This window comes from Caproicibacterium amylolyticum (assembly GCF_014467055.1).
Lineage (GTDB): Bacteria > Bacillota > Clostridia > Oscillospirales > Acutalibacteraceae > Caproicibacterium > Caproicibacterium amylolyticum.
This window is the reverse complement of record NZ_CP060696.1, coordinates 1016801-1040339: the sequence shown is the minus strand read 5'-3', so window position 1 is coordinate 1040339 and position 23539 is coordinate 1016801. Positions and strand designations below refer to the sequence as shown.

Sequence of the window (23539 nt, the reverse complement as noted above, 5' to 3'; positions counted from 1 at the left end):
TAAATCTCTGCATCTTTCGCAGAGTTCCACTTCTCCATCTGCAAGCGGGTTGTCGCAACATCTGCACTTGTTATTCACGCTCTCCCGCCTCCACTCTTCTCTGCAAATATGCAACGAACATATCGCACTGCGCTATCTGCTCTTTGTAATCGTCAAGCACTTCAACAGCAAGCGGGCGGTTGAAATATGTAGTAGCATCAAGCCGTTTCTTAATGGAATCGCGCTCTTTGCAAATGTCACAGCGCTTTCTCTGAACCCGCACAATGCGACTTTGTAATGTTTCATCTTTCATGTTCCGTACTTCTCCTTCACATAAGATGAGAAGTCAAATAGATGTTTCAGGCAGTAATCAAACATGACTTCTTTTGCTACATCTGTGCAGCAGGATTCTGATTGTAGAAGAATCTCTGCCACCTGTGCTTTTTCACTTAGAGTAAGGTTCCTCCACAAATCTTCTGCAAATTCAGAGCCATTGCTTTTTATGTAGTCCGGCGCATACTGTTCATAGTTTGTGCGGCAGTAGTCTTGTAGACAGTCATTGCACACAATATCATTTCCAATAATCGTGTATTCTTCGTTTCTGTCAGCCGGAATCATACCTCCACACATACAGCATTCAACTGAATGTGGAACAACTCTTTCTGTCGGAAGTTCGTCAATCATCTTCGTTCACTTCCACAATCTTGCCGTTTTCCAAACGATAGAATGTATCTGGCTTGATTTTTTCACCATCAACTTCTATGGCTTTCCATTCCTTAATTCCGCAATCATCATTATTTTCTTCACATATCACAAGAATTGCCCCTATACCGCCTTTAGCTTTAACTCCGTTGCCACGGGCAAGACCAACTCCATTCTTTCCAACGCTGACTGTTCCTCTAGCTGTGGCTGCACCGGATTCACCTGCTGTGGCTGCACCGCGATAACCGGCTGCGGCTGCACCGCGATAACCGGCTGTGGCTGCACCGCAATTACCGGCTGTGGCTGCACCGAATTCACCTGCTGTGGCTGCACCGGATTCACCTGCTGTGGCTGCACCGCGATAACCGGCTGTGGCTGCACCGGATTCACCTGCTGTGGCTGCACCGCGATAACCGGCTGCGGCTGCACCGCGATAACCGGCTGTGGCTGCACCGCAATTACCGGCTGTGGCTGCACCGCGATAACCGGCTGTGGCTGCACCGCGATAACCGGCTGTGGCTGCACCGCAATTACCGGCTGTGGCTGCACCGAATTCACCTGCTGTGGCTGCACCGGATTCACCTGCTGTGGCTGCACCGCGATAACCGGCTGTGGCTGCACCGAATTCACCTGCTGTGGCTGCACCGGATTCACCTGCTGTGGCTGCACCGAATTCACCTGCTGTGGCTGCACCGGATTCACCTGCTGTGGCTGCACCGAATTCACCTGCTGTGGCTGCACCGGATTCACCTGCTGTGGCTGCACCGAATTCACCTGCTGTGGCTTGTTTGGGGTCTGTATGTTCATAATTCGTGTGCGCCTTGACGTACTCAATCTGTGCTTTTACGAGTCCCGGAATTCCTATTTCTGCCTTTATCGTGATTTTTTTGCCGACACGCTTTGTATCTTCACTATCGTGTTCATTAGACACGCCATCCAAATCAACTTCACAGAATCTTCCTCCTGCCGGTCTGTAATGGTTAAACACATCCAGCGGCGCTTCACAGGCGTGGAATCCTGTATGGCACAAGTCTGCTTCTGGTTCCTCGTAGGACTCTCCAACTTCGTACTGGAAGCACTTGCCGTCTGGAGTGCACTGCAACTTATCATTGAACCCTTTAAACATTTTCATTTGACTTTTGCTCCTTTTCTGGTATAATGAATCCGTAAATATTTTTGTCAGGGCTTTTCCGCGTTTGTGATTGCAGTCACAGATGCGGATTTTTTTATTTCATCTTTAATCGCTTTTCTTGCCTTGTTGAGTTGCACGCCTACTGCGCTAGTTGTTACACCCCATTTCCTTGAAATATCTCCCATACTGTACCCCATCATGTACAGATGCAGTGCACTTCTCATTTTTGGAGTAATCCGTTGGTCGGCTCTTTTCATAGCAGATTTGATATCAATCACTCCGTCAACTTCTGCCACTATGTCCGTGCTTTCTAGTGAATCTCCAACCGTAACCGTTCTTTCAAACGTTCCCGGGATGGGCGTATTCATGCTAATAACCATAAAGTCCGGCACGCGTTTCTTTGCTCCGTTAATCGCATATCTGTGCTTTACTTCATTCCACATGCAAGAAAAAGCGTATGTAGAAAATTTGTTTTGGGATTTCACTTTGTAGGTTTTAGCTGCCTTTATTAGCCCAATAGCGCAGTCCCCATACCATTCATCAATTTCAAGTCTCTTACGATTCAAGAAAGCGTAAATAAGCTTTTCGTTTTCTTCAACCGTTTTCTGCTCACTTTCCGTGAGCGGCTCTATTGGTACCCTTTTCACTTTTGCTGCTCACCTGCCTTTATGGCTGCACAAGATTTTTTCTGTGCGTTCAGAACCGCATGAACTGTGAAACCCAAACATCTGGTTATATGTATTTACCTGCTTTCTGCGGCGCTCAAAGTATGCATCCATTAACTTGCCACGGTTGCAATTTGCGTGACATCCAGCGTGACGCTCTTTGCAACAAAGGCCACACAAATTAACCATCCTTGCGCCACCTTTCCTTACTGCCTGTATGATTCTCTGTTGCATAGCCTCCGATTGCATTGGCTATGGCTTCCGATTCTTCCTTTGTGGCCGAATCTTTGCTTATGCAGTCAGGAAACCGGCAGTTTAGGCAATCGTGATTGCATACTGGTTGCTTTGCCATTTTGCTTCACCTGCCTTTTCCCTTGAAAGTTCCGCAACCCTGCCTGCAAGAATGTTCTTCTGAACATCGTTCAGGAAAATGTGCTTTTGGCTTGTCCTCACTACATGAACTGCGAGTCGCATAAGTTCTTCTGGATAAAGCGCAATAGCGCCTTTGCTCATTGCTTTCCAGCAAATATCATTCAGAACCTTTTTTGTTACCATCCTTTTCATCTCCAAACTTCATAATGTCAATTTTACTGTTCTTCCGTTTCAAAGCCAGTGCTGCGGCAACAACCGCAAATTCAGCAAGTGCCATTGCAATGATTCCGCTGATTACACCGATAATGAAGATTGACTCAACTGTCAAGCTGTTTCCCTCCCTGCCGGAATATCGAATGCATGGGAAAACTCTTTCATCAAGTCAGCCTTTTGTATGAACCAAATACCGCCCTTCTTTGTCGCAGGAATAATCCCAGCTTTGCACCACTTCACTGCAATAGTACGGTTAATTCCTAAAAGCGTTACAACATCTTCTGTGCGAAGAATGAGCGGAACATCATTCCATGACTTGTACAACTTCATATCAAACACCTACCCTTGCGGAACGCTTTTCAAAGTACGATTTGTTGTACTTTAATTGTGATACAATAGATATGTACAAGTTCAAGCAGTTAGCAATTCTTTCAGCTTGTCCTTGCCATGTTGGTTATACTGAAACGTATTGACTTGCTTGCCACTGTACCGGGACTTGTCCAGCGTCCAGATGCCGTATTCGTCCGTTTTGAGGTTGTTGGCATTGGCAACCTTGCCAATCTTTGCGGCTGTCGTGTGCAGTGCATTTGCAATTTCAGTCGCGGTGTACAGCTTACCGGTCTCTGGTAACTCTGTGACTTGCTCTCCGGTCAAGCTTTCCATACCTTTAATGCCATACACCTGCGCGGCGACTGCGGATAGCTGCTTGTCCTTTGCTGCGGCCATAATGGCCTTGAAAGCTTTTGTCTTGGCATTCAGTTTCATAGCCTCTGACCGGATAAGCCGCCAGTCATTTTCGTTTGGTGCTTTCTCTGGCAACTGCTTGATGGTATCCTCCATCTGATGGAAAGCATCTATGTAGGCAGCGGTGAACAAGATTCCCTTTTCGCCGGTCAGTTTGTTGGCAACAAACTCACAGCCCTTTTTCGTAATCAGGTAACAGGGGTAGGTTTTGCCGGTGCCTGCTTTATAGCTTGATTTTGTGAAGAAATCATCAGCCCCCAATTTTGGGGAATGACTAATTACCTCAATGTATCCATCAATGTCGCGTACTAAGTGGTCATGCCTTTTGCCAACCATCTTAGCAACTTCGCGGCTGTCGGTATAGAGCTGGCCGTCGCGGTTGAAAATCTGTAAATTATTCATTATGTAGCCTCCTTTTCAAAGTCTTTAATGTCCTCGTTGCTGATAAGATATTGCTTGCCAATCTTCTTGGCGTGGAGTTTTTGCTTGCGAATCCAGTCCCACACGGTCAACGTTTTAACGTGGTATCTGTCGGCAATTTGGGCGCAAGTATACAATTCTGACATGACATCACCCTCTTTCTTTGTATATTGTTATACTTGTGTTTACTTCGGTTTTGTTGTATTATTACTTTGTTGTGTGAAGCATATAAAAACGTAAGCATATTGGGTTTGCTTACTACAAAACCGTGGTATGCCTATAATATACTACACGCCTTGTAGTAAGTCAAGCACATTATGCTACAAAATTGTATTATGGGTGATATTTGTGAATACTGTACAAAAGACATACGCTGTTTTTGCTGAATTATTGAATAAAAACAGCGTAACTCCTTATAGAGTTTATAAAGAAACTGGAGTTCCGCAGTCCTCGCTTAGTGAATGGAAACGTGGAAACAGTATGCCTAAAATCGACAAAATTCAAAAGATAGCTGATTATTTTGGCGTGTCAGTCGACTACCTACTCGGAAATGAGCAAAAAGGAAGGGCTTCCTCTCTTGATGAGAAAAAGCCCGAAGATATTACACTTGATGATTTTACCTATGCGTTTTTGGACGAATCAAAAGAGCTTACAGATGAAAACAAGCAGAAGCTGCTTGAAATGGCACGATTCTTTAAAATGCAGCAGGACAAGGAAAAGAAAACCGAGGAATGAGTTCATGATTGAATTTTCTGATTTGTATAAAGAAATTCAAAAGCAAGGAATTTATGTGTTTCAATACAATGTAGGCAAGAATAAAAGCGTTACAATCGAAATGAATAAAAAGTATGGAATTTTTATTGACATGTCCGCTTTTTCATCATTAGGAGAGTCTAAACGTGCGCTAGCACATGAGATTGGTCACTGCGCCACTGGCGCAACACACAAAGCTTGCAGCCCACTTGATTTGATTAGCCAGCACGAATACAGAGCTAACCGATGGGCAGCCGAGCACTTTCTCCCGTTCAAAGAACTGCAACAGGCAATGCGCATGGGGTATTCTGAGCCTTGGCAACTGGCCGAGTATTTTAATATATCTGAAAAAGCGGTTCGCTGGGCGCTGCGTTATTATACGGAAAGCCGTGGCCTATCGTTTAATACTGAATCATAAAAAAATAAGCCCTCCGGCGCTGGTAACACCGAAAGGCTTGTAAAAGGATATTCTGTAGGTTTATCCCCAAATATTATTATAATTGGTTGGCTGAAATTGTCAATCTATGAGAGGAGAAATTTTTATGTTCTGCCCAAAGTGCGGCTTTAACGCTGGGAAATCAGGTTTCTGCCCAAATTGCGGAACTGACCTGACGAACCTTTCTAGCACAATGAATGATACAGATGACGATTCTGATGAATACGAAGACGGAAAGTCAAAGAACAGAAAGAAATGGATTATTGCAACTATTCTAGTTGCTGCCGTAATCCTGACCGGCACTGCATTAAGCACTGCTCCTTTGCATGGTAATTCCTCAAATGGTTCTAAAGCCAGCGTTTCCAATTCTTCGGGAGAATTAACCATAAGCAATTATAAAAAGCTTTCTGATGGAATGACATATGAAAAGTGCTGCGAAATTTTGGGAAGTAAAGGAACTGCAACTTTCAACAACAAGTCTGATGGAGTTGAAACCAAAACTTACAACTGGTTTGGAATCGGCAAAAGCGTATATGCTGTTTTTCAAAACAACAAGCTGATTTCATCCGGCCAAAATGGACTAGAATAAAAGGAGTGATTTTCATGGGCGCGTATGGCTCACCTGAATTTTTACCGCCAAGTGACAACACGAATGGTGACTATTCCCCATTGCCAAATCCACCCGTTAAGAAATGTGGCGGTCTGAAATTTGCTTATGCGGTTTTGCTGATACTGGCTATATTGTTTGCTGTTGATTCAGTGTCTTGCTTTTACTGTATCTACATAGTCCCCGGAATATGCGCATTGGTTCCAGCCATTGGCTTTGCAATAGCTGCGCACATGGTACATTCCAACATAGATGCTGTGAACGTTGCCAATGGAAAAGCAACTGCAAGGATTTATCGCAAAGCTATAAGCGGATATAAAGGCAATGGCACAAATGTAAATTATCTTAATCCTGAATCGACTCTTGCGTATTTTAGGTACCACCCAATCAAAACGCATAATGCCGGTTCTGTTATAGCCTGTATTGCTGTACCAATACTCGCTTCCGTAGCAATTTCCGCAACGGTTCCGGCTAACATATCATTTAACGATATACAGAGTGCTGCGGCAGGACTCACATCCTCCCCTACTGTGGAGTTGGCGCCGAAGAAATCAGTTAATGAGTCTGAATACAAAAAGCAGTGTAAATCATACGACTGCAAAGATATCTTGCGGAACCCCGCCAATTATAGCGGAAAGAAAGTCAAACTGTCTGGAAACGCTTATCAGGTGCAAAACTTGGGCAATCATTTTCAAATCATCTTACAGCTTGAAAGTTCAAGCGGATACGTGCTGATTGATTACAATTTGAGTGAATCTGGTAAAGGCAGAGTCCTACAAGGTGACGACATAACAGTATACGGCACTTGTGACGGTATACAGCAAATGAAAACGACAACCGGCGGAACAACAGATACGGTCAAGTTTTCAGCGCAGTTCGTTGATGTAAGTAAATAAAAAAAACCGCCCTACCCTGCTGGAACAGGATAGAGCGGTAGCACCGGCCGGAGTCGGAGCACAATGTATTGCAAGAAATATTGTACTCCAAACCCGGCCTGAAATCAACAGTCCGGGCATTTTTATGCCCGTTTTTAGGAGGACACAATATTATTCATGGAGAAACTTACAAAGCGTGCAGATGGTAGATACTGTGAACGAGTAAAAGACCCCAACACTGGTAAATTAATTAGTTGCTATGGCAAGACGGAAAGAGAAGCACATAAAAAAGCAGTTGACACTAGAATGATGCTAAAATCAGGCATTGACACATCTGCACAAAAAGATACTTTTAAAAGTTGGGCTGACAAATGGCTGAATGCTTCGGAACTGCAAGTATGCAACAATGAATATAAAAACCGAATTGGAAGAATCAACCGTCTAAAGCCTTTGTGGAATTGCCAAATTAAAGGCATCCGTTCACAAGACGTTGAAGATATATTAATTTCACTTGCAAAGTTTAACCCCTATACAAGTAGACCAACTTCGCAAAGCACAATAAAGAAGCTGAAAGCGGCTGCATATAATGTTTTTGAAATAGCTTTGGAAAATCATGTTATCACAGAAAATCCGGTGAAGCAGAGCAAGAACCACAATTCTGCCATTGGAACGCCGCCAGAGCCACGCAGAGCGTTAACAGATGAAGAACAGCAGTGGATTATTGACACACCGCACAGAGCGCAGAGAGCCGCTATTACAATGATGTATTCTGGATTAAGGCGCGGTGAATTAACGCCCTTAACATGGGATGATATTGATTTCAGTGAGCGCACAATATCAGTCAACAAATTTGTAGAGTATGATGGTAGCACTCCTTGTTTGAAAAGCTATGGTAAATCTAGTTCCGCAAAAAGAATTGTAAATGTTCCAAAAGATTTAGTCAAATTCTTAAAAGCAGAGCGCAAAAAGGACATTGATACCGGAAACCTTAAAATTCTTGTCTGCCCTGACACAAGAGGAAAGATGCTCACAAAGCAGGGGTGGAGGTCAATGTGGTATTCGTACCTGCTGCTGCTCAATGTAAAGTATGGGCATAGTGTGCTTTCTGACGGAAGCAAAGTCACATCGGTGTTCACCCATGAAAAGGTTAAAATGACAATTCCAAACATCACGCCTCACTGGATGCGCCACACATTTGCAACATTGCTGTATTTGTCTGGAGTTGATGTGCTGACAGCGAAAGAGCAACTAGGCCACAGTGATATAAAGACAACGCTCGATATTTACACCCATCTTGACGCAAAATATAAGAAAAAAAATATCAGCAAACTAGATGAATATCTTAGCAAAAAGGATTCTGAATGAGTTTTGACTCACTAACTGACTCACCACTATTAATTATTCTTTGTTATTTTACGATATTTTGCAGTATAAATTAGAGGCTCAGAATGGTATAAAAAGACCGCATGGCAAGTCAGAAATGGCTCAACCATGCGGTTTTTTCGGACATTTTTCTTTGGAGCAGAAGACGGGAATCGAACCCGCATGACCAGCTTGGGAAGCTGGTGTTCTGCCACTGAACTACTTCTGCAAATGCGAACTATAGTATAGCACAATACTTTTTATCTTGCAAGTTTAATTCAGCAGCTTTTTAAAAAGTTCCGTTTCTGCGCCTGAGTCTGCAGAAACCGCCACCAGCAGATAACTTCCGTCCTGCACAACTGCGGCGTTCTGCACCATTCGATACTGGTCTGCATTCAGGGCGTGCAGTACCTGCGCTTTACTGTTCAGTCGTTCACCAATGACCGTCTTTACTTTCGCTGCATCTTCAGCCTTATGCAGGCGAAAACAGCAAAGCTCGCCGGCTTTGTCGCTGCCACTGGCAAGCCACAGGCCCTCACTTTCCACCAAAGCAGTGTCCACCGGATAATACTTTTGTACGGAGCCAGCAGCAATCTGTACATAAGAGCCGCTGTATCCAAGCTCCTGCACCATCTGTGCTGCAAGTACATCCGCTTTTGGGTTATTCTGCGTTTTATGAAGTGCCTGAAGCACGTGTGCACCAACTGCAACGACTGCTGCCGCAAGGACAACTGCTAAAACTGAAAGAACAATCCACCGAGGCTTCACGTGGCTTTTCATAAACAGCTGTCCTCCCAAAAAAAATTTTTCCTTTATTTTAATGCTTTTTTCACGAAAATTAATTCTATATTGGAAATTTAATAAGTATAATTTTATTCGCCAGGTTTTACGTACAACTTGATTTGTTTACATAATATATGTTCTCAAGAGCAGTAAATTTATTCCTGTTAAAAAGTCTTCCACATTTTCAACCGCATTTTCAACCAGTATGTGCAATAATCATGCCTGTTTTCACAAATTGTGAAATAATTTTCGTTAGTTTCAACTTTTCAGATGTTGAAAAGTTTCATGTTCAGACGTTGGCACTAAGTGGTTTTAAACACATTCACGCCTGCAATTTACAAAAAACGTTTCTTTTCTCTGATTTCTCTCAAAGGACAAACAGCAAAAAGCACCGCAGGAATAATGAAGTGAACCCCATTCCTTAAACAAGTATATCACTTGTCTAACTTTTGGGGTTCACTTCATAAATCCAACGGTGCTTTGTCATTTTACAACCTATCAGGCTTCGGCAGCCTCAACGAATTGGCTGTTGTACAGGTTTGCGTAGAAGCCACCCTTTGCAAGCAGCGACTCATGTGTTCCCTGTTCCACAATGTCGCCCTCATTCATAACCAGAATCAGGTCGGCGTCACGAATCGTTGACAAACGATGCGCAATAATGAAGGAGGTACGTCCCTTCATCAGGTTATCCATTGCTTTCTGAATCAGAATCTCTGTGCGGGTGTCCACGCTGGAAGTTGCCTCATCCAGAATCAAAATCTGCGGATTGGCCAGAATGGCGCGTGCAATGGTAAGTAGCTGCTTCTGCCCCTGACTGACGTTGCTCGCTTCTTCATTCAGAATCATGTCATAACCGCCTGGCAGTGTACGCACAAAATGATCTACCTGTGCACTCTTGGCAGCGGCAATAACCTGCTCATCTGTTGCGCTTTGATTGCCGTAACGGATGTTTTCACGAATAGAGGCATTGTAAAGCCAAGTGTCCTGCAGTACCATGCCGAACAGGTCACGCAGGTCATTGCGCTTAAAGTCTTTGATATCGTATCCATCCACCAGAATGGCACCCTGATTTACATCATAGAAACGCATCAGCAGCTTCACCATGGTTGTTTTGCCAGCACCGGTCGGACCAACGATTGCAACCTTCTGCCCCGGCTCTACTGCAGCGCAGAAATCATTGATGATAGTTTTCTCCGGTGTATAACCAAAGTGCACGTGTGCAAACTGCACGCTGCCCTCTACATGGATATTCAGTTCGGTATCCGGCTTGTCGGTGGTATTCAGCGTAATCGCATGTTCGCTGTCTTCGGATTCTTCTTTTTCGCCGAGGAAAGCAAACACACGCTCTGCCGCCGCAACGGTGGACTGCAGCACATTGGAAATATTCGCGACCTGCTGAATGGGCTGTGTAAACTGACGCACATACTGCGTAAACGCCTGAATGTCGCCAACTGTAATAACGCCATTTACAGCAAACCAGCCGCCGAGGATGCAGGTCACCACAAATCCAATGTTACCAATCAGCATCATGACCGGCTGCATCAAACCGGAAAGAAACTGACTTTTCCATGCGGAACCATAGAGTTTTTCATTATACTTAGAAAAAGCGGTCTCGTTACGCTCCTCACCGTTAAATGCGCGCACAACCACATGGCTGCCGTACATTTCCTCAATGTGCCCGTTTACATGGCCAAGATAATCCTGCTGCTCTTTAAAATACTTCTGTGAATGCTTTACAACCAGCATAATGAACAATGCCGAAACCGGTACAATACAGAGTGCAATCAGTGACATCTGCCAGTTGATGGAAAACATCATAATCAAGTAACCAACCAACTGCGTAATACTTGTAATAATCTGTGTCAACGATTGATTCAGGCTCTGTGAAATGGTATCCACATCATTGGTCAAGCGGGAAAGCACTTCACCATTTGTGGTTGTATCATAATACTTAAACGGCAAACGTTGAATTTTGCCGGCAATATCTTTGCGCAGCCGGTAAGTGGTGTTCATAGTCACACCGGTCATAATCCAGCCCTGCAGATAGCTGAAAGCCGCACTGATCAAGTAAATTGTCAGCAGGAACAACATAATCTGCCCAATGCGCTCAAAATTGATTCCCTGACCGGTACCTGACACCTTGCCCATGAGACCTTTAAAAATTTCAGTAGTTGCGTTACCGAGGATTTTCGGGCCAACAATCATAAACACCGTGGAAATAACAGCAAACAGCAACACCAGCAAAACGCTGATTTTATATTTGCCGATATATTTCATCAGTTTTTTCAGCGTACCGGAAAAGTCCTTTGCCTTTTCGCCCGGTACTCCCATTGGGCCGCCATGCATTGGGCCGCCCATTGGCCCATGGCGGCGCGGAGGTGTGGAGGTTTTCATCTCGCTCATGCCAATTCCTCCTTTGTCAGCTGGCTGGAAGCAATCTCATAGTACGTTGGGCAGTTTTTCAGAAGTTCCTGATGTGTGCCGCACCCCACGATTTTACCTTCATCCAGTACGATAATCTGTTCTGCATCCATAATGGTAGACACACGCTGCGCCACCAGCAGAACAGTTGCACCGCTGATGTTCTTTTTCAGTGCTGCACGCAGTGCTGCATCTGTTTTAAAGTCCAAAGCTGAAAAGCTGTCATCAAAAATGTAGATTTCCGCATCAGAAGCCAGCGCACGCGCTATCGAAAGGCGCTGTTTTTGACCGCCGGAAACATTGCCGCCGCCCTGTGCAATCGACGATGTCATTCCCTCCGGGTTGCTGTCAATAAATTCCGTTGCCTGCGCAATTTCTGCCGCCTTACGAATTTCTTCATCAGAAGCATCTTCATTGCCGTAGTGGAGGTTGGAACCAATCGTACCGGAAAGCAGTACGCCTTTCTGCGGAACATAGCCAATACGCTCGCGCAGTTCTTTCTGCGTCACTTCGCGTACATCACGTCCATCCACACAGACACTTCCCGCTGTTGCATCGTAAAAACGCGGAACCATGTTGATCAATGTACTCTTGCCGGAACCGGTAGAACCAATAAATGCGGTGGTCTGCCCTGGCTTTGCCGTAAAAGTAATGTTCTCCAGTACATCTTCATCCGCGCCCGCATAGTGGAACGACACGTTTTTAAACTCGACCCAGCCCTTTTTGGTAGAGTTGAATGATTTGGGCTGTTCCGGGTCACGAATACTCGGTTCGGTTTCCAAAACGTCCGCAATACGGCCCGCAGAAACGGAAGCTCGCGGAACAAAGATGAAGACCATGGAAATGAACAAAAAGCTCATGATAATCTGCATTGCGTACTGCATATAGGCCATCATGTCGCCTACCTGCATGGTGCTCTGCGAAACCTGATGAGCGCCCACCCAAACGATCAACAGTGAAATACCGTTCATAATCAGCATCATAGCCGGCATCATCACTGTCATCAGACGGTTCACAAAACGCTGGTTGTTTGTCAAGTCGCAGTTTGCCTTATCAAAGCGCTTTTCCTCGAAGGATTGGTTGCTGAAAGCGCGGGTCACCATCAAACCAGTCAGGTTTTCGCGTGCAACCAGATTCAGGCGGTCAATCAGGCTCTGCATTTTCTTAAAGCGCGGCAGTGCAACTGCAAAGACCAGGCCAACCAGACCAACCAGCACAATGACCGCAAGTGCAATAATCCATGTCATAGAAACACTCTTGCGCACCGCCATCAGGATGCCGCCAATTGCCATAATCGGTGCATACGTCAGCATGCGGATGCCCATCATGGTAACCATCTGTACCTGTGTAATGTCATTTGTTGTACGGGTAATCAACGAAGCCGTGCTGAACTTATCAAATTCCGCATGGGAAAAATAATTTACCCTGTGGAAAACGTCGCGACGCAGGTTGCGGCTGAGGCCAGAGGAAACACGCGCCGCCAAAAGACCAACCAGAATTGCTGCCAATGCGCTGCCCAAAGTCAACGCAAGCATTTTGAGACCTTCCATAATGATGTAACGCTGTTCAATGGCGCCGGTGTCCACTCCCAGTTCCTTATAAAAAGACTTTACAAGGACTGCGCCGCTCTGCAGCTTCATAGAATTCTGCACCTGCTTTGCTTTGTCCTGCGCATCTGAAATCGTTTTCTGCGGGATTTTTGCAAGCATCGGTTCCATTTGGTACAGCTTGGAAAAGTCGATATCCGTCAGGTCCGTTTGTGAACTTCCGCTGCTGGTGGTAGAAGACTTGCTGCCCATCTGCTTCTGCAGCGTTTCCATCGCGTTAATGAATGTCCAAGTTACCTCACCAAACGTGTTGCTTAGCTGTGTGCGGTCGGAACCGCTTTTCAGCGTATAAATGTCCTCATCCGCATTTTTCGGATAATTGCCGGTATCGGTTCCTTTTTTCGTCAGTACGTAACTTTGGTCCATTTGCTTCAGCTGTTCCTCCGTCATGAAGTGGCGGAAAAACTGCATTCCCTTTTGGCTGACGGCATTTGGTGCTGCATCCTCAATGCCACTCTGCTGTATGCCGACGTTGACAATGTCACTCATATAATTTGGCAGTGACAAATCGCACAATGCCTGACAAAACAGCAGAAAAACTGCCAGCAGAATAGGGCCGATATAAGCTTTGAAATATCGAGCAATTCTACCCATAGTGTCTTTCCTTTCTTAAATTCAATTCTATTTCTTCTGAGCGCAGGCTTTTATTTCTTCTTCCATAATATCTGCAAGCTCATTCAGTAAAATAGTCAGCTGAACAGATTTTTCGTGCCCCAAACGTACCATAACACGGCCAACACACTCCATAATCTGCGCATTCATGCTTTGGTAGCGTTCCAAGCCGCAGTCGGTCAGGCGTACATACACTGCCCGCCGGTCTTTTTTGCTGGTCACACGTTCAATCAGTCCCTTGTTTTCCAATGCGGTAAGCAAATGGCTGGTACCCGGACGGCTGATGCCCAGGTGACGGCCAAGTTCGCTGGCACGTACGCCCTCGCTGCCCTGCATACGCTTTACATGGTGAAACAGCATCATCTCGCTGTGCGTCAAATCCGCCTGGTGGTACAGCTTTCCTGACAACGTACCAACGCGGTGCGCAGCAACGAACAATAAATCCCGATCACTTTCTGACACTTTGTTTCCTTCCTCTCTAAAATTGAAGTGCTGCTGAATTCACAATTCATTCACATATTATTGTGCTTCATAAACTATTTATAAATATGAATAGTTTACTATCATCAACTGTTTACAAGTATAATGATTCTGCACCGCTGTGTCAACCCATTTTTCTTTTTTCATAGCATTACAGAAAAAAATATGTTATTCTAAAGTGGCAATGGGGTGAAACAATGAAAAAAGCGGTCGTACTGGGCAGTATTCTTTGCGGCGAACAGCGGCTTTCCTATGAACTGGTACAAAAACCGGTCAAAAACATCAATATTCATGTGCGCGCGGATGGCATGATTATAGTCTCTGCAAACCGTTGCGTTCCAATTTCAGAAGTGGAACGTGTGTTGTGGGAAAAAAGTGAATTTTTACTGCATGCGCTGGAGCAGTTGAAAAAGAAGCAGGCATTAGCTCCGCCGCCACACCAATACGCTGATGGAGAACACTTTCGCATTTTTGGGCGGCTGCTGACCCTGCAGACCGCTGCCGCACCGCAAGTTTCTGTATTTCCCGATGAAAAAACACTGCTGCTTTCTTCCCCACAGCCGCTGCCGTATGAGCAGCGCAGATACTGCATTTCACAGCTGCTGAATCAGGAATGCACATCTGCTTTTCAAAAAGCCATACAAGAAGCAGCCGTGCTGCTGGCGGACCGCCCGATTCCATCTGCAGTGAATCTGCGGATTCGCCGCATGACCTCCCGCTGGGGCAGCTGCATCCCTGCAAAAAAAATAATAACACTCAGTACCCGTCTGCTGGAAACACCGTGGCCGTGTATACAGGCTGTTGCTCTGCATGAATATGTTCATTTTCTGCATGCAGACCATTCTGCAGCGTTTTACAGCGAGTTGGAACGAGCAATGCCGGACTACCGACAGCGTACCCGGCCGCTGCGCGCTCTGCCCTATTCTTTCTTTTACAATGAATAATTTCAAAAAAGTGCAAAAAACTATTGACAAACGGAATTAGAAATGCTATTCTATTAGGGCTGGTTCACAAAACGACATGTTTTGTAAAGCGTTTAGCCCAATATGAATCATTAGCTCAGTCGGTAGAGCACCTGACTTTTAATCAGGGTGTCCGGGGTTCGAATCCCCGATGGTTCACCAAAAAGTAAAGTCGCACAGTTAAGCTAAAAACTTAACTGTGCGGCTTTTTTAATATTTCTAAATTCATGACGAAATGCAGAATACAGCTTACTTCCATGCCTTTTGCAAAGCACTTACACCAGGTGCAATGTCCTCCAGTGGAATGCCTGCAAATCCAAGCGTCACCTGGTTCTCCGGACCTGGGCGCACCCGTACATTGTTTGCCGCTGCAATTTCCGCCAAACGTGCCGGGGATGGTGCATTTTGAAAGCGAAGCGTAATACACAAAGGCGTTTCCTGTAAATTCAGCTGCGCACAGTTGCCAAAAGCCTCCTGCAGCAAATGCATCAGCAAACTGCTTTTCTGTGCATAAACCTTGCGTAAGCGGCGAAGCTGCCGTTCCAGCTGCCCGCTTTTTACATAATCCGCCAATGCAAGCTGCTCTACTTTTGAAGCAGTCTGATTGTAGCGCGGTGCTCGCGCGAGATACAGCGGCAGCAGCCGCATAGGCAGTACCATATATCCGACGCGCACACTTGGCAGCAGCAGCTTGGAAAAAGAGCCGAGATACACAACGCGCCCATCTGCCGCCATACCCTGCATGGAAGGAATTGGGCGGGCGCGGTAGCGAAGCTCGCCATTATAATCATCCTCAATCAGCAGGCCACCGGTTTGTGCAGCCCACTCCAGCAGTTCCTGCCGCCGGAGCAGCGGAATCGGACTGCCGCTGCCTCGCCTGCTGGAAGGTGTCACATAAGCCACTTTAGCACCGCTTCTGCGCAGTGCTTCCGGCTGCATTCCGCTTTTATCACCGGGCAGATGCAGCACCTCAATGCCGCAGTCTGCAAAGACCTGCTCTGCCTGTGGGAAACCCGGCTCTTCTATAGCAACCGCGCCAATCTGCCCCTGCAGCAGTCCGCACAGAATATAAAGCAGCGGCTGGGTACCCGCACCAATTACCACCTGCTCGGAGGAACAAACCACACCGCGGGCGCCGTAGCTGTAATCCCGCAAAGCTTCCCGCAGCAGCAGTTCTCCCTGATGCTCCCCATAGCGAACCAGTGCTTCCGGCCGATTCAAGATGTCGCGAATGTGCCGCCGCCAGATTTTTAAATCAGCGACACTGCTGTCCACAGCGTCCGTACCAAAGTTGTACCGCGGCAGCATGGGCGGTGCCTGCTTCACTGCGGCGGGCTGTGCGCCCCGCTTTCCCCCGCCTGTCAGCACGAAGTAACCGCGCTGCGGACGCGCCTCGATATAGCCCTCCACACAAAGCTGCTGATATGCACTTTCAATCGTTGTACGGGAAAGGCCAAGGTCCTCGCTCAGGCGGCGGATACTGGGCAGTTTTTGCCCTGGGCGCAGGCTGCCGCTCTGCGCCGCGGCACGCAGCTGCTCATAAAGCTGCAGATACAGTGGCTGGTCATTTTCTTTTTCCAGTTGAATATAATCATATGTCATTTCCGCTGTCCCTGCTTTCAAACTGTACATTTAATTTTTTTATAAACTGTCACTTTTCAAATGTACAGATATTTTCTATGATTATAGCAGACTAATTGAGTAAAGTCAAAATTTGGAGGGATCTTTTATGGAACAAAAAGCGCAAAAAAGCAGTGTTCTGCGCACAGTTGTTTACTGGGCACTGGTGGCAGCGTGCATTGTATTTGCGGCAGTATTTTTCAACATGACTTCCTTTAAGGGAGCCAGCGCATTCGGCTTTGCAGGCGTGTTGGGTGCTGTTTTACTGGTGTGCCTGTACTTTGCAATGAAAAATATGAATTACAACGTAACAGGCAAGTCCGCAACTGTAAATCTTGCCTTTACCGGTATGCTCGCGGCACTGGTGCTGGCCGGTCACTTTTTAAGCATTACCCTGCCGATTTCAGGCAAAGCAATGTTCGGTTTCGGTAATGTTTTCTGCATCTTTGCTGGTTTGATTCTCGGCCCGATTTACGGCGGACTGGCTGCCGGGCTGGGGGCTTTCCTTTTCGACATCTTCAAAGGCTGGGCAGACACCTGCGTTTTGACCTTTGTCACCAAATTTGTGATGGCATTCGTCTGCGGTATGATTGCATGGGGCATCCACGGCAAACTGCTCAATGGCAATGCTCAAAAGAAGCAGATTCCCCGCGTAATTATCGCGGCAGTTGTCGGCTCTCTGTGCTACAGCGTGCTGTACCTGACTCACGGTTTTATTGAAGGTGTTCTGCTGGGCAACGCCGCTGAAGCGCTGAACACAATCATGACCGTAAAGCTGGGCGTAACCATTACAAACGGCATTATTGCGGATGTGATTGCTGTTCCACTGTTCTATGTGATTCGCGCGGCGCTCAAGCGCAGCCATTTGGCATTCGCGGGTTAAGCGTGACCTTCGGTCTTGCCCGTACACGAAAATCCTCCTATACTGCTGTAAAAACCAGCGGTACAGGAGGATTTTTACATATTATGCTCAGTCAAAAATAATGAGTGCCATAAACACAAGGTCAGTGTCCCCTGCGTTATCCAGTGCGTGACCATGATCGTCACCAGTGTAAGTGACGTCGCCGGCCTTAACCGGACGCTTTACACCATTGTCATCATAAATACCATTGCCGGAGAGGATGTAGTAGGTTTCACTTTCATGGTGATGCTCATGGTAACCCAGTGTGCAGCCCGGCTCAATCGTAACCTGCGCATACAATCCGCATTTGCCGTTCAGTTCTTTTTCTCCAAGGATGTGCTTGATAATCACATGGCCCTTGCCGCCGCACATGTTTTCAATCTTTTCTGTTCTTGTCTCCATAATATACGTCCCTTTCTGCCGGATAATTCCAGCATGAATTTCCTTAATTATTAGCATAAAAAGCAAGACAAGTCAAGGTCTACTATTCACATACGAAATTCCGCTTTGGCCCGGTTTTCATTTCCCAAGCGTACAGCCCGGCGGCATCCGCCTCCAAACATAAATCCGCACCGCAGCCAAAATCAATGCCAACGTTCCCCGCCGCTTTCGCGTGCGCGGTCAGCATTTTCCCCGGAACGCCTGCGCTGACCAATGCTACCCGATAAAAATACTGATTCATTTCCGCTTCTGCTATTTCAAGGAAACGCCAGTCCGGACAGTCCACTATACCCACAATGCCGTTCCAGCCGTAACGGTTTTCAAGCACTTTTTTCAGGTACTTTGCTTTGTTTCCCACCAGCAAAACACTTTTGTTTTGGAAATACTCGTAAAATTCTTTTTTCGTACTGAGAATATAATTATCAAATGCATAAAACCAGCTTTTGGGCTGCAAATGATAGCATTTCACAACCATATCTGCAAGCGGCCTGAACATCCAGTTTTCTGTTTGCGAAAGGATACCCAAAAAATCTGCCTGCTGCAGCGCTTTAACCAGTTTTCTACGCACATCTTCATTTGGCAGCAACACACCGCAATAATTTATATCATTTGCCCTCACCCATGGGTAGACTGTCTGTATAAAGTCCATGGACAGAATTTTCTTTTGCGCGGCAACCGCAGCTTCCCCGTCGCCAATCCGAATGGATGCATGTGGGCTGGTTCCGTCTATGATTGCTTTCCATTTTTCAAAAAGTTCTGTTTCATTTAAATAAGTTGCCAACGGAATCTCTCCAGTTAAAGTCAAGTGGTTTGCATATCATATTCAATCTGTTGCACTGCACAGCTCAAAAAGTACCCGTGCCGCAGCTTTTGGGAAAGCCGCAAACAATTTTCACACATTGACTGATATTCCCGTTCCGAAATGGCTGTGAGCACCTCAGGCAGCTTTCGCAGCGAGTCAATGGCGACCCCTGCATTATTTTGCTCAATAAAGGACGCCGCCGCCATTTGTTTTGAAAGAATCACCGGCAAGCCGAGTGCCAGATAAAAGGAAACTTTATATGGATTCGTATACTTTAAGTACGCGCTGATTTTTCCACGGCAGCGGTCCAAACTGTCTCCCTCCCAGCACAGGCCATAACTGTCTGCTACTTCTGTTGCCAAAGCATCCGGCGGCAGTTCACCGCAGTACGTGACCGCTGTGCAGGATACAAAACTACTTGCATCGAAATTAGGACCATATACATTTAGCGTACTGGACTTCCAATCAAGTTCATGCAGTTGATATATAAATTTTTCGTACTTCAGATTTCCCGCAAACACAGCAGTTGGTGACCAGCTCCTGTGCATTTCAAAACCACTGTCCAGCCGGTAATCAAAAAGAGTCAGGGAATAAATTGGCGGCTTTGCCCCATGCTCTTTCAGAACAGCCGCCATGCTGTCGTTCACCGCAATCAAGTAATCAAACTGATTGAGTGCGGCAAGCTCTGGAAGCTGCCCATCCAAAAAGAAATTTCCAAAACGAATGGAGTCAAGGTCGTGCACAAGTGCCACCGATTTATAATTTTGATGGTTACGCTTCATGCAATTCAGAAATCCGCTCAAATTAAAGTTTTCAAACAGAATTTTCGGATACTGGAGCAGCACAATGCCTTGGCTCTGCTGCCCTAACATTTGGCTAAGACATACTTCCGTGTTCTGACCGCATGCAGACACCGGAATTGGCTGAAAATTCATTTTGCACAGAAAGTATTCCACATCATCCGTTGCTTTGCTCCACGCTGTGTTTTCCAAAGTCGGTGTCAGTGCAATATAGTAATTTTTCATGCTGTCACCCGGCACAGTTAATCCACTCCTCGTCATCTAACATCACCTATTAACAAGACCTGTTCCATGTCACCGTGCAATATTAACACCACGCCACAGGCTGTCATAGAATGGCATATCCTGTAACTTGAAGTGGAGGAGCAGATTACGATGAGCGTTATTCCACAAGTCATTCACTGCTGCTGGTTCGGCGGCAAACCTCTGACCCCGCTAGCGCAGAAATGCATAGAAAGTTGGAACAAGTATCTGCCGGAATATCCTATTATTACTTGGAACGAAAAAACCTTTGACGTAGACAGCGTACCGTTCACACAGGAAGCATACAACTGTAAAAAATATGCCTTTGTCAGCGATTACGTGCGCCTTTGGGCGCTTTATCACTACGGTGGAATTTATATGGACACTGATGTTGAAGTCATTAGTGATTTAGACAAATTCATGAATTTCCAGGCTTTTTCCGGGTTTGAGCAGGATAACTATATGCCCACCGGCATTATGGCCGCCGTACCGCACCACCCATGGATTCACTGTATGCTGGAGCATTACCGTGGGCGCTCATTTTTTAACCCGGACGGCACCATGGATTTAAAGCCAAATGTCATCTTCATGACAGAACTGGCGGAAAAAGAATTCGGTCTGAAACGCGGCAATGAATTACAAATTTTGAAAGACGATGTTCACATTTTTCCAAACGATTATTTTTGCCCAATGGTATGGGAAACCCGGGAAATCAAACTGACCCCCAACACGCACACCATCCATCACTTTGCCTACTCCTGGAAAGAACCGGGCGTGACACCTGACTAACTTTTCAGGTCTGCAAATGTTCCGTGATTACTTTTTTCCAACGCTGCTCCCAAAACCTTTTTGAAAAGCTCTGCGCCACCTGCAGGGCATGCTGCCCCATCTCTCTGCGCAGTTCAGCATTGTCGGCAAGGCGTAGAACAGCACTTTTCAGTGTATCTTCAGAAACCTGAATGAGCAGGCCATTGTAGCCATCTATTACTAAATCAGTCAAACCGCCGACTAACCCTGCAATAACCGGTTTGCCGCAGGCCATTGCTTCCAGCAGGGAAAACGAGGTTCCCTCTGTGTAGCAGGACGGAATCAGCACAATGTCTGCATCCTGATACGCCAGATGCATATCTTCCATGGGGTACCAACGGTATTCGATACCGGGATTTTTTTCTGCCAGCAGTTCCATCTGCCTTTCTGACTGTTCCAGCCCCCTGCCGACAAAAGAAAAAGTAAGGTCACTGCGCTCCTGCAGCAGTTCCTTTGCCACCTCTTTGGTAACACTCCATCCTCTGCCGGAAACAAGCCGACGGGGATACAGGACTTTTACGGTGCCTTTTTTCTCAGCAGAAGGTTCTTGCGGCTTAAAAATATCAAGGTCCGCGTAATTTGGTATATAAGTTTTTTTGCACTGGATCTGCGGATTGACTGCATTGAGCCAGTTGATGGTATTGGTATCCACACTGACAAGTGTATCGATTTTGTTGAGCCCCGCAAACAGTCTGTCATACCATTTTTTAGAACGCCACCACGGACGCTCTGTAGAATCCCACCAAACACCGTGGCTTACACAAATGGAATTCGGGAACACAAACGGACACGTTAAATCCATACTCAGGTAAATGTGCAGGTCATAATCCTGCGTAAGCTCATAAAAATGCTGGTTCAGCGCAAGGAAAAAGTCCTCGTCAAAACCGCCGTCCCCCACACCAAAAACACGGAATCCGCTGTACTCTTTCTGCCACTGCAATCCGTTTGACGGTTGAAAAACATCCACCTGGCAGCCCATACCGGCAAGCAGCTCCGCCAGTTCCGCAAGGTACCGTTCCCCTCCGCCAAAGATGCACCTTTCCCCGCTCCACTCCAAAAACTGCGGTGTTACAATCGCGACCTTTTTTTTCGTTTCGCTTTGCGGCTTTTTCTGTTCCGGAAGTTCCAGTGTAAGCTGCAGACAGGGTTTCCATGCCTGATACGCCTGCCTGCTGCTGAGCAGCGCAATCAGCGATTCCGTACTGGTTTCATCTGCCGGCTTTATCAGCAGGCCATGGTTCGTTTGCGGCTGTTCCTGCCAAATACGTACAATATCTGTAATATCTGCACAGACATTTTCAAAAACCGCATATTCTGCTTTCAGGGGAATCCACTGTCTGTCCCCGCGCGGCTGATTTTCATAATTGATTGTTGTATCTTGCCATGTATCCACAATCGGATGAATCTCAAACAGATTTTCCTGCTCCAGTTTATCATTTCGTGTACAGTATAGCTTTAACACCGCTTTTAGGATTTTGGCGTTCTTTGGCACAGAATCTAAGCAAAACTGCATGAAGACCCGATAAATCGTACTGCATCGAAAATTGCCGAGGAAATAGAATTCTTCACTGGAAAAATTTTGAGCGGGCAGGGAACTGTCAGCATAAGTATCCGCCGAAGGATACAAAGTCATTAATTTTTTCATGAATTTGCCTTCCTATCTGCTGCCATCTGATTGCAAAAGCTGCCGAACAATTTCGTCTGCAATACGCCTGCTTGCGTGACCGTCACCATAGGGGTTCACCGCACGGCTCATCTGCCCGTATACCGTTGAATCTGTAAGCAGCTGACTGACAGATTCATAAACCGATTCTTCCGCAGTGCCCGCAAGTTTCAGCGTACCTGCCGCCACACCCTCCGGCCGCTCCGTCGTGTTCCGCAAAACCAGAACCGGCCTGCCAAGATGCGGTGCTTCCTCCTGAATACCGCCGCTGTCTGTTAAAATCAGATAAGCGCGGCTCATTAGATTGTGAAAGTGGACCACATCCAGCGGCTTTGTAAGCAGTACACGGTCACAGCCATGAAATACTTTTTCGGCCGTACTGACAACAGCCGGGTTTGGGTGAACCGGATATACTACCTTTACATCTTCATTTTCCTGCACAACGCGCCGAACTGCACGAAATATTTCTTCCATGGTGCTGCCTAGATTTTCACGGCGATGCGCAGTCAGCAGCAGCAGGCGGCTTTTCCCGACCCAATCCGTTATTTCACTGTGATAATCAAGGTCTACGGTTGTTTGTAATGCATCAATCGCCGTATTTCCGGTCACAAAAATCTGCTCGGCTTTCTTTCCCTCTCTGATCAAATTCTGGCGGCACTGCTCCGTTGGTGCAAAAAAGACGTCCGAAATAGCGTCAACGAACTGACGGTTTGCTTCCTCCGGATAGGGAGAATCCTTTTTGTACGTCCGGAGTCCAGCTTCCACATGGCCAATCGGTATTCGGTTATAGAATGCAGAAAGTGCTGCCGCAAAAGAAGTGGTAGTATCGCCGTGCACCAACACAAGCGCCGGCTGTTCCTGTGTAAGAATGCTGTCCAAATCCAGCAGTACCCGTGTGGTGATTTCTGAAAGGGACTGCCCTTTTCGCATGATATTCAAGTCATAATCCGGAACAATCTGAAAAATTTGCAGCACCTGGTCCAACATTTCTCTGTGCTGCGCTGTAACGCAAACCTTTGTCTGCAAAGTGTCCCTGCCAAGAAGTTCTTTTACCAGCGGCGCCATTTTAATGGCCTCCGGTCTGGTACCAAACACTGCCAAAACTTTTTGCCTCATGACATCGCCTCGCCGTTGCCC

General features: G+C 46.4%; 27 protein-coding genes and 2 tRNA genes. 9 read left to right on the top strand and 20 right to left on the bottom strand.

The window, feature by feature from the left end; translation table 11 throughout:
* Window positions 1-70 precede the first annotated feature (70 nt).
* The 9 genes from H6X83_RS04845 to H6X83_RS04805 all read right to left on the bottom strand — a co-directional run bounded on the left by H6X83_RS04845 (window position 71) and on the right by H6X83_RS04805 (window position 4373).
* Window positions 71-292, bottom strand: a complete 222-nt coding sequence (locus H6X83_RS04845; protein WP_212508024.1) for a hypothetical protein — start codon at window positions 290-292, stop codon at window positions 71-73.
* On the bottom strand, window positions 289-663 hold the full coding sequence (locus H6X83_RS04840) for a hypothetical protein (protein ID WP_212508023.1): 375 nt from the start codon (window positions 661-663) through the stop codon (window positions 289-291). Before H6X83_RS04840 ends, H6X83_RS04845 begins: the two co-directional genes overlap by 4 nt.
* Window positions 656-1813: a DUF7666 domain-containing protein gene (locus H6X83_RS04835; RefSeq protein ID WP_212508022.1), complete on the bottom strand. Its 1158-nt coding sequence runs from the start codon at window positions 1811-1813 to the stop codon at window positions 656-658. The genes H6X83_RS04840 and H6X83_RS04835 overlap by 8 nt, the downstream gene beginning before the upstream one ends.
* Before the next feature lie 47 nt (window positions 1814-1860).
* Window positions 1861-2460: a sigma-70 family RNA polymerase sigma factor gene (locus H6X83_RS04830; RefSeq protein ID WP_212508021.1), complete on the bottom strand. Its 600-nt coding sequence runs from the start codon at window positions 2458-2460 to the stop codon at window positions 1861-1863.
* A gap of 333 nt (window positions 2461-2793) precedes the next feature.
* The gene (locus H6X83_RS04825; protein WP_212508020.1) at window positions 2794-3033 is read right to left on the bottom strand and encodes a hypothetical protein; all 240 of its coding nucleotides are present in this window, start codon (window positions 3031-3033) and stop codon (window positions 2794-2796) included.
* Window positions 3008-3178: a hypothetical protein gene (locus H6X83_RS04820; protein WP_212508019.1), complete on the bottom strand. Its 171-nt coding sequence runs from the start codon at window positions 3176-3178 to the stop codon at window positions 3008-3010. The genes H6X83_RS04825 and H6X83_RS04820 overlap by 26 nt, the downstream gene beginning before the upstream one ends.
* Window positions 3175-3393, bottom strand: a complete 219-nt coding sequence (locus tag H6X83_RS04815) for a helix-turn-helix domain-containing protein (RefSeq protein ID WP_212508018.1) — start codon at window positions 3391-3393, stop codon at window positions 3175-3177. The genes H6X83_RS04820 and H6X83_RS04815 overlap by 4 nt, the downstream gene beginning before the upstream one ends.
* A gap of 81 nt (window positions 3394-3474) precedes the next feature.
* The gene (locus H6X83_RS04810; protein ID WP_212508017.1) at window positions 3475-4209 is read right to left on the bottom strand and encodes a Rha family transcriptional regulator; all 735 of its coding nucleotides are present in this window, start codon (window positions 4207-4209) and stop codon (window positions 3475-3477) included.
* Entirely contained in the window at window positions 4209-4373 is a 165-nt protein-coding gene (locus H6X83_RS04805) for a helix-turn-helix domain-containing protein (protein WP_212508016.1), read from the bottom strand. The genes H6X83_RS04810 and H6X83_RS04805 overlap by 1 nt, the downstream gene beginning before the upstream one ends.
* 202 nt (window positions 4374-4575) lie before the next feature.
* Here H6X83_RS04805 and H6X83_RS04800 point away from each other — a divergent pair, with 202 nt between their 5' ends.
* The 5 genes from H6X83_RS04800 to H6X83_RS04780 all read left to right on the top strand — a co-directional run bounded on the left by H6X83_RS04800 (window position 4576) and on the right by H6X83_RS04780 (window position 8263).
* Window positions 4576-4962, top strand: a complete 387-nt coding sequence (locus H6X83_RS04800; protein ID WP_246419513.1) for a helix-turn-helix domain-containing protein — start codon at window positions 4576-4578, stop codon at window positions 4960-4962.
* 4 nt (window positions 4963-4966) lie between these two features.
* Window positions 4967-5398, top strand: a complete 432-nt coding sequence (locus H6X83_RS04795; protein WP_212508014.1) for an ImmA/IrrE family metallo-endopeptidase — start codon at window positions 4967-4969, stop codon at window positions 5396-5398.
* Between the two features lie 211 nt (window positions 5399-5609).
* Entirely contained in the window at window positions 5610-6005 is a 396-nt protein-coding gene (locus H6X83_RS04790; protein WP_212508013.1) for a hypothetical protein, read from the top strand.
* Between the two features lie 14 nt (window positions 6006-6019).
* On the top strand, window positions 6020-6919 hold the full coding sequence (locus H6X83_RS04785; RefSeq protein WP_212508012.1) for a hypothetical protein: 900 nt from the start codon (window positions 6020-6022) through the stop codon (window positions 6917-6919).
* A 156-nt stretch (window positions 6920-7075) separates the two neighbouring features.
* Window positions 7076-8263, top strand: coding sequence for a tyrosine-type recombinase/integrase (locus tag H6X83_RS04780; RefSeq protein ID WP_212508011.1), 1188 nt, complete (start codon window positions 7076-7078; stop codon window positions 8261-8263).
* Window positions 8264-8415: 152 nt separating this feature from the next.
* On the opposite strand, the gene H6X83_RS04775 is transcribed toward H6X83_RS04780, so the two are convergent.
* The 5 genes from H6X83_RS04775 to H6X83_RS04755 all read right to left on the bottom strand — a co-directional run bounded on the left by H6X83_RS04775 (window position 8416) and on the right by H6X83_RS04755 (window position 14145).
* Window positions 8416-8489 (bottom strand) — tRNA-Gly (locus H6X83_RS04775).
* A gap of 44 nt (window positions 8490-8533) precedes the next feature.
* Complete coding sequence (locus H6X83_RS04770; RefSeq protein ID WP_212508010.1) at window positions 8534-9040, bottom strand: DUF4358 domain-containing protein; 507 nt, start codon at window positions 9038-9040, stop codon at window positions 8534-8536.
* Between the two features lie 501 nt (window positions 9041-9541).
* Window positions 9542-11446: an ABC transporter ATP-binding protein gene (locus H6X83_RS04765; RefSeq protein WP_212508009.1), complete on the bottom strand. Its 1905-nt coding sequence runs from the start codon at window positions 11444-11446 to the stop codon at window positions 9542-9544.
* On the bottom strand, window positions 11443-13665 hold the full coding sequence (locus H6X83_RS04760) for an ABC transporter ATP-binding protein (protein WP_212508008.1): 2223 nt from the start codon (window positions 13663-13665) through the stop codon (window positions 11443-11445). Before H6X83_RS04760 ends, H6X83_RS04765 begins: the two co-directional genes overlap by 4 nt.
* Window positions 13666-13692: 27 nt before the next feature.
* Window positions 13693-14145: a MarR family winged helix-turn-helix transcriptional regulator gene (locus H6X83_RS04755; protein ID WP_212508007.1), complete on the bottom strand. Its 453-nt coding sequence runs from the start codon at window positions 14143-14145 to the stop codon at window positions 13693-13695.
* Window positions 14146-14360: 215 nt separating this feature from the next.
* Here H6X83_RS04755 and H6X83_RS04750 point away from each other — a divergent pair, with 215 nt between their 5' ends.
* On the top strand, window positions 14361-15107 hold the full coding sequence (locus H6X83_RS04750) for a M48 family metallopeptidase (RefSeq protein ID WP_212508006.1): 747 nt from the start codon (window positions 14361-14363) through the stop codon (window positions 15105-15107).
* 104 nt (window positions 15108-15211) lie between these two features.
* Window positions 15212-15287, top strand: a tRNA-Lys gene (locus H6X83_RS04745).
* A gap of 87 nt (window positions 15288-15374) precedes the next feature.
* On the opposite strand, the gene pdxR is transcribed toward H6X83_RS04745, so the two are convergent.
* Window positions 15375-16727 carry a MocR-like pyridoxine biosynthesis transcription factor PdxR gene (pdxR, locus tag H6X83_RS04740; RefSeq protein WP_212508005.1) on the bottom strand — a complete coding sequence of 451 codons (1353 nt, stop codon included), beginning with the start codon at window positions 16725-16727 and terminating at the stop codon, window positions 15375-15377.
* Between the two features lie 127 nt (window positions 16728-16854).
* On the opposite strand from pdxR, the gene H6X83_RS04735 reads away from it, so the two are divergent.
* Window positions 16855-17628 (top strand): ECF transporter S component, encoded by a 774-nt coding sequence (locus H6X83_RS04735; RefSeq protein WP_212508004.1) that lies wholly within the window; start codon window positions 16855-16857, stop codon window positions 17626-17628.
* 87 nt (window positions 17629-17715) lie between these two features.
* Here H6X83_RS04735 and H6X83_RS04730 read toward each other — a convergent pair whose 3' ends face one another.
* The 3 genes from H6X83_RS04730 to H6X83_RS04720 form a co-directional block, all read right to left on the bottom strand.
* Window positions 17716-18048 carry a cupin domain-containing protein gene (locus H6X83_RS04730; RefSeq protein ID WP_212508003.1) on the bottom strand — a complete coding sequence of 111 codons (333 nt, stop codon included), beginning with the start codon at window positions 18046-18048 and terminating at the stop codon, window positions 17716-17718.
* Window positions 18049-18130: 82 nt separating this feature from the next.
* Window positions 18131-18868 carry a GT-D fold domain-containing protein gene (locus H6X83_RS04725; RefSeq protein WP_212508002.1) on the bottom strand — a complete coding sequence of 246 codons (738 nt, stop codon included), beginning with the start codon at window positions 18866-18868 and terminating at the stop codon, window positions 18131-18133.
* Between the two features lie 20 nt (window positions 18869-18888).
* Complete coding sequence (locus H6X83_RS04720; RefSeq protein ID WP_212508001.1) at window positions 18889-19950, bottom strand: glycosyltransferase; 1062 nt, start codon at window positions 19948-19950, stop codon at window positions 18889-18891.
* A 114-nt stretch (window positions 19951-20064) separates the two neighbouring features.
* Here H6X83_RS04720 and H6X83_RS04715 point away from each other — a divergent pair, with 114 nt between their 5' ends.
* Window positions 20065-20721: a glycosyltransferase family 32 protein gene (locus H6X83_RS04715; protein WP_212508000.1), complete on the top strand. Its 657-nt coding sequence runs from the start codon at window positions 20065-20067 to the stop codon at window positions 20719-20721.
* 4 nt (window positions 20722-20725) lie between these two features.
* Here the strand turns inward: H6X83_RS04715 and H6X83_RS04710 are convergent, their stop codons facing one another.
* Together H6X83_RS04710 and wecB are read right to left on the bottom strand one after the other, a co-directional pair.
* Window positions 20726-22384 carry a glycosyltransferase gene (locus H6X83_RS04710; protein WP_212507999.1) on the bottom strand — a complete coding sequence of 553 codons (1659 nt, stop codon included), beginning with the start codon at window positions 22382-22384 and terminating at the stop codon, window positions 20726-20728.
* Between the two features lie 12 nt (window positions 22385-22396).
* Window positions 22397-23518 carry a non-hydrolyzing UDP-N-acetylglucosamine 2-epimerase gene (gene wecB / locus H6X83_RS04705; protein ID WP_212507998.1) on the bottom strand — a complete coding sequence of 374 codons (1122 nt, stop codon included), beginning with the start codon at window positions 23516-23518 and terminating at the stop codon, window positions 22397-22399.
* Between the last annotated feature and the right edge of the window lie 21 nt (window positions 23519-23539).

Excerpts from the sequence above, each read along its gene's own strand:
- H6X83_RS04795 (WP_212508014.1), top strand. The coding sequence starts at position 4,967 with ATGATTGAATTTTCTGATTTGTATAAAGAAATTCAAAAGCAAGGAATT.
- H6X83_RS04835 (WP_212508022.1), bottom strand. The coding sequence starts at position 1,813 with ATGAAAATGTTTAAAGGGTTCAATGATAAGTTGCAGTGCACTCCAGAC.
- H6X83_RS04770 (WP_212508010.1), bottom strand. The coding sequence starts at position 9,040 with ATGAAAAGCCACGTGAAGCCTCGGTGGATTGTTCTTTCAGTTTTAGCA.
- H6X83_RS04825 (WP_212508020.1), bottom strand. The coding sequence starts at position 3,033 with ATGGTAACAAAAAAGGTTCTGAATGATATTTGCTGGAAAGCAATGAGC.
- H6X83_RS04720 (WP_212508001.1), bottom strand. The coding sequence starts at position 19,950 with ATGACGAGGAGTGGATTAACTGTGCCGGGTGACAGCATGAAAAATTAC.
- H6X83_RS04790 (WP_212508013.1), top strand. The coding sequence starts at position 5,610 with ATGAATGATACAGATGACGATTCTGATGAATACGAAGACGGAAAGTCA.
- H6X83_RS04765 (WP_212508009.1), bottom strand. The coding sequence starts at position 11,446 with ATGAGCGAGATGAAAACCTCCACACCTCCGCGCCGCCATGGGCCAATG.
- H6X83_RS04710 (WP_212507999.1), bottom strand. The coding sequence starts at position 22,384 with ATGAAAAAATTAATGACTTTGTATCCTTCGGCGGATACTTATGCTGAC.
- H6X83_RS04840 (WP_212508023.1), bottom strand. The coding sequence starts at position 663 with ATGATTGACGAACTTCCGACAGAAAGAGTTGTTCCACATTCAGTTGAA.
- H6X83_RS04760 (WP_212508008.1), bottom strand. The coding sequence starts at position 13,665 with ATGGGTAGAATTGCTCGATATTTCAAAGCTTATATCGGCCCTATTCTG.
- H6X83_RS04780 (WP_212508011.1), top strand. The coding sequence starts at position 7,076 with ATGGAGAAACTTACAAAGCGTGCAGATGGTAGATACTGTGAACGAGTA.
- H6X83_RS04845 (WP_212508024.1), bottom strand. The coding sequence starts at position 292 with ATGAAAGATGAAACATTACAAAGTCGCATTGTGCGGGTTCAGAGAAAG.
- wecB (WP_212507998.1), bottom strand. The coding sequence starts at position 23,518 with ATGAGGCAAAAAGTTTTGGCAGTGTTTGGTACCAGACCGGAGGCCATT.
- H6X83_RS04815 (WP_212508018.1), bottom strand. The coding sequence starts at position 3,393 with ATGAAGTTGTACAAGTCATGGAATGATGTTCCGCTCATTCTTCGCACA.
- H6X83_RS04750 (WP_212508006.1), top strand. The coding sequence starts at position 14,361 with ATGAAAAAAGCGGTCGTACTGGGCAGTATTCTTTGCGGCGAACAGCGG.
- pdxR (WP_212508005.1), bottom strand. The coding sequence starts at position 16,727 with ATGACATATGATTATATTCAACTGGAAAAAGAAAATGACCAGCCACTG.
- H6X83_RS04785 (WP_212508012.1), top strand. The coding sequence starts at position 6,020 with ATGGGCGCGTATGGCTCACCTGAATTTTTACCGCCAAGTGACAACACG.
- H6X83_RS04805 (WP_212508016.1), bottom strand. The coding sequence starts at position 4,373 with ATGTCAGAATTGTATACTTGCGCCCAAATTGCCGACAGATACCACGTT.
- H6X83_RS04730 (WP_212508003.1), bottom strand. The coding sequence starts at position 18,048 with ATGGAGACAAGAACAGAAAAGATTGAAAACATGTGCGGCGGCAAGGGC.
- H6X83_RS04715 (WP_212508000.1), top strand. The coding sequence starts at position 20,065 with ATGAGCGTTATTCCACAAGTCATTCACTGCTGCTGGTTCGGCGGCAAA.
- H6X83_RS04810 (WP_212508017.1), bottom strand. The coding sequence starts at position 4,209 with ATGAATAATTTACAGATTTTCAACCGCGACGGCCAGCTCTATACCGAC.
- H6X83_RS04735 (WP_212508004.1), top strand. The coding sequence starts at position 16,855 with ATGGAACAAAAAGCGCAAAAAAGCAGTGTTCTGCGCACAGTTGTTTAC.